Source organism: Pseudoalteromonas sp. TAE79, from assembly GCF_000498015.1.
Classification (GTDB): Bacteria; Pseudomonadota; Gammaproteobacteria; order Enterobacterales; family Alteromonadaceae; genus Pseudoalteromonas.
On record NZ_AUTL01000171.1, the window covers coordinates 1 to 2,573 of the forward strand.

Here is a 2,573-nt window from a genome sequence, read left to right on the forward strand (position 1 = left end):
TCTGTCGACTGAGTTCAATACCGTATTGCTTAAACATCGCTTCCTGGCGATACAGCGGTAACCCGTATTGGTATTTACTGGTGATAAGCTGACTGAGCAAACTGCTGGTTGCAATGCCTTTGTTGATGGGCATGGCAGGCATTGAGGCTTGTTTAATCTGTGTCTGAGTTGAGGATTTATCACAGTGACGGCAGGCGTATTTAGGCCTAATATGCTCAATCACTTTGATTTTAGCGGGTATGAACTCAAGCTTTTCTGACTTATCTTCACCCATTTTATGTAGCTCACCGCCACAGCAATCACAGGTTTTGTCGATGATGTCGTGAATAACCTGCTCACGAGGTAAGTCTTTTGGCAGTGCCTTACGCACCGGCTTTTTACGGGTATAGCTAATGGATTGTTGCTCTGCCTCAACTTCCTCAACAATTTCTTCCACTTCATTGAATAACTCGCCTTGCCCGGCAAAGCCTTCAGCACTTTTGCCGAATTGTTTTTGTTGGGCCAAGCTCCAGCGCTCTTCCAATGCCGCAATCTGGGCATCCTTCTGCGCTAACAGTTTTTCAAGTTCAGCAATGCGCTGTTTAAGGGCGAGTTCATTTTTCATGACGCCTATTTTAAGGCATCATCAAAGGCTTTGCAGTGCTAACTGAACTCACTTTGATGATCATCAATCGATCGCAAATATTAAAGCATTTTCTTACCTGCGACATCAATTTTACTGTGTCCAATCACATCATAACCCGATAATAACCAGTGTAATTGCTGCTCGCTTAAGGTCATGGTGGGTGACATGAGTTTGGGCCATTTGAACTTATGCTTATCTAATCGCTTATACCACAGTGCAAAACCGGTGTTATCCCAGTAAAGCAGTTTGAGTTTGTCACGGCCTTTATTACAAAACACAAATAGCGCACCACTGAGCACGGGTAGTTCAAGCTCTGCTTCCACCAACGCCGCCAGACCATTAATTGATTTTCGAAAATCAACGGCATCGGCACATAAATAGACGGTGGGTACATCAACGAACATCCTCATACCGTTAGCCCTTTAATAATGGCAACGATATCGGCCGTCGCTAAATCGATAGGAAACGTGAGTTGGCCGGTTAGCGTATCAAACTGCAGCGTATTTTGACGAGTTTGCGCGCAGACTTCAGTAGTTTGTTTTACCTGGACAAAACGTGATGATGTAAGGCACTGCGTGTGCACTGGCAAGGTGGAATTAGGCTGGTCTTTTGCCAGTAAAGCACGTTGTTTATAATAAGTCGTAATAGCGACATTATGGTGTTGGCAGAATTCAATATTAGTACCACTAAACGTACTGCGTTGCAGCAAAAGCTGCTGCCACTGTGCGCTTGTTCTGTAAGTTTTCATCACCTGCTCCGAATTTATCATTGAGCAGGTATTTTTAGATAATCAGAACATCGATGCTAGGTGTGGTTCGCTAGACGCTTACGCAAAACGAAGACACTCAAATACTACCAAGCTTTAATATAGCGTGGGATGCAACTGACGATTTAGTTATTCGTGGGGCAATAGCAAAAGTAATGTCTCGTCCTGATTACAGCGATTTAGGTGCGCAGCAGCGTATTACGTTCGTATCGGATGAATGGGCAAATGATAGAGCTGCATTTAATGAACAGCCAGGTTTTAGCGGCAGTGGTGGTAATAAAAACTTGAAGCCATTTGAATCGGTGCAAGCTGATTTATCTATTGAGTATTATTATGCAAAGGGTTCTGCTGTTGGATTGGCACTTTTTCATAAGAAAGTAGATAACTTTGTTGTGCCACTGGTAATTGATGTAGAGCAAAACTTTGCCGGTAAAAATAATATAGTAGATGCAGGAACCATTAATATAGCTCCGTATAGCACTGTAGGTAATGGTACCGATGCAATATCTAAAGGCGCGGAAGTATTTATTCAGCATGCGTTTGATAATGGTTTTGGTTTTTACGCAAACTACACTTATAACAAAACTAACAAAGCAGATGTAACCGTAAATGGTAAAGAGTTTGGTCAATCGGCATTAATAGGCAGTGCAAAGTATCAGTACAACACCTCTGTTTATTATGAAGGTGACGCTTTTAATGTGCGCGCTTCATATAACAAACGAGGGGAGACAGTATTAGGCCTTAATAGTGGTTTAAATGTATATCAAGATCCGTACGAACAGGTTGATGTTAATGCATCGGTTAATTTGTATGAAGGGCTAAGCTTAACAGCTGCTGTTATTAATTTAACTAAGTCGGAATCGGTAACGCGTTTAGGTGATGATACAGATGCACGGTTACTTAATACAAGCTATTCAGGGCGACGCTATTACGCAGGCTTTAATTATAGTTTTTAATTAACGGTATACGTAAGACTTTATTAAACGCCAACTAAAAACTGTAGTTGGCTTAGCCTAACGCACCTAATATTGTAGTTTTATGTATGCACATAGTTTAACTGCTCATATATTGGTGGTTTAATAGGCAAAAAAAGCCCCGCAGCCCTTTATTTGTATAGCTTTCATACTAAATTCATTTAATTGTCAAAAAGCTGAAATAAAACATTGACCCCCGCTCGAATCT

The 2,573-nt window shown here is 41.5% G+C and carries 3 protein-coding genes and 1 pseudogene; 1 reads left to right on the top strand and 3 read right to left on the bottom strand.

Going from position 1 to position 2,573, the window contains the following annotated elements; genetic code table 11:
- The 3 genes from L655_RS0112875 to L655_RS0112885 form a co-directional block, all read right to left on the bottom strand.
- The coding region (locus tag L655_RS0112875; protein ID WP_024604010.1) for an IS66 family transposase zinc-finger binding domain-containing protein at positions 1-604 on the bottom strand (604 nt) is incomplete at its 3' end.
- A gap of 80 nt (positions 605-684) precedes the next feature.
- On the bottom strand, positions 685-1,029 hold the full coding sequence (gene tnpB / locus L655_RS0112880) for an IS66 family insertion sequence element accessory protein TnpB (protein WP_158001052.1): 345 nt from the start codon (positions 1,027-1,029) through the stop codon (positions 685-687).
- Positions 1,030-1,031: 2 nt separating this feature from the next.
- Entirely contained in the window at positions 1,032-1,373 is a 342-nt protein-coding gene (locus L655_RS0112885; protein ID WP_024591408.1) for a hypothetical protein, read from the bottom strand.
- Between the two features lie 83 nt (positions 1,374-1,456).
- Between L655_RS0112885 and L655_RS0112890 the strand changes: the two are divergent.
- Positions 1,457-2,347: pseudogene (locus L655_RS0112890) on the top strand (TonB-dependent receptor); the annotation flags it as partial.
- Positions 2,348-2,573: the final 226 nt, after the last annotated feature.

Coding starts and splice junctions, on each gene's coding strand:
- L655_RS0112885 (WP_024591408.1), bottom strand. CDS start 1,373: ATGAAAACTTACAGAACAAGCGCACAGTGGCAGCAGCTTTTGCTGCAA.
- tnpB (WP_158001052.1), bottom strand. CDS start 1,029: ATGTTCGTTGATGTACCCACCGTCTATTTATGTGCCGATGCCGTTGAT.